Source organism: Streptomyces sp. CC208A (assembly GCF_030010625.1).
In the GTDB taxonomy this organism is placed as follows: Bacteria; Actinomycetota; Actinomycetes; order Streptomycetales; family Streptomycetaceae; genus Streptomyces.
Genome location: NZ_JASCXN010000119.1, coordinates 1 through 550 on the forward strand (window position 1 = coordinate 1; position 550 = coordinate 550).

General features: G+C 72.4%; 1 protein-coding gene. It reads right to left on the reverse strand.

Annotation, left to right across the window (positions count from 1 at the left end; all coding sequences use genetic code 11):
- Positions 1–550 (reverse strand): HAD-IC family P-type ATPase (locus tag QK442_RS36255; protein WP_282698399.1); only part of this gene is annotated, 550 nt, incomplete at both ends.

Genomic DNA, 550 nt, shown 5'->3' on the forward strand with positions numbered 1-550 from the left:
GAGTGCGGCGAGCACCGGGTTCATGGAGCCGCCGGCGCCCGCGACGAGGCCGAGCAGGTTGACGCCGATGGCGAGGCCGTAGTTCTGGCGCACGACGCGCAGGGTGTGGCGGCTGAGTTCGACGACCGCGGGGACCTGGCGCAGGTCGTTGCCGGCGAGGGCGATGTCGGCGGTCTCCAGGGCCACGTGCGAGGAGTGTTCGCCCATGGTGATGCCGACGTCGGCCAGGGCGAGCGCCGGGGCGTCGTTGGTGCCGTCGCCGACCATGGCGACGATGTGGCCCTCGGCCTGGAGCTCGCGGATCAGCTGGAGTTTGGCCTCGGGCAGGGCGTGCGCGTGGACCTCGGTGATGCCGAGTGCGTCGGCGACGACCTGGGCGGTTTCCGGTGCGTCGCCGGTGAGCAGGATCAGTCGTTGGACGCCGAGGTCGCGGAGCTGCCGTATGACGGTGTCGGCGCCCGCGCGTACGGCGTCGGAGACGCCGAGCAGGCCGATGAGGTCGGTGTCGTGGGCGAGGCAGATGACGGTCTCGCCGCCGCTGCGGAGGTGG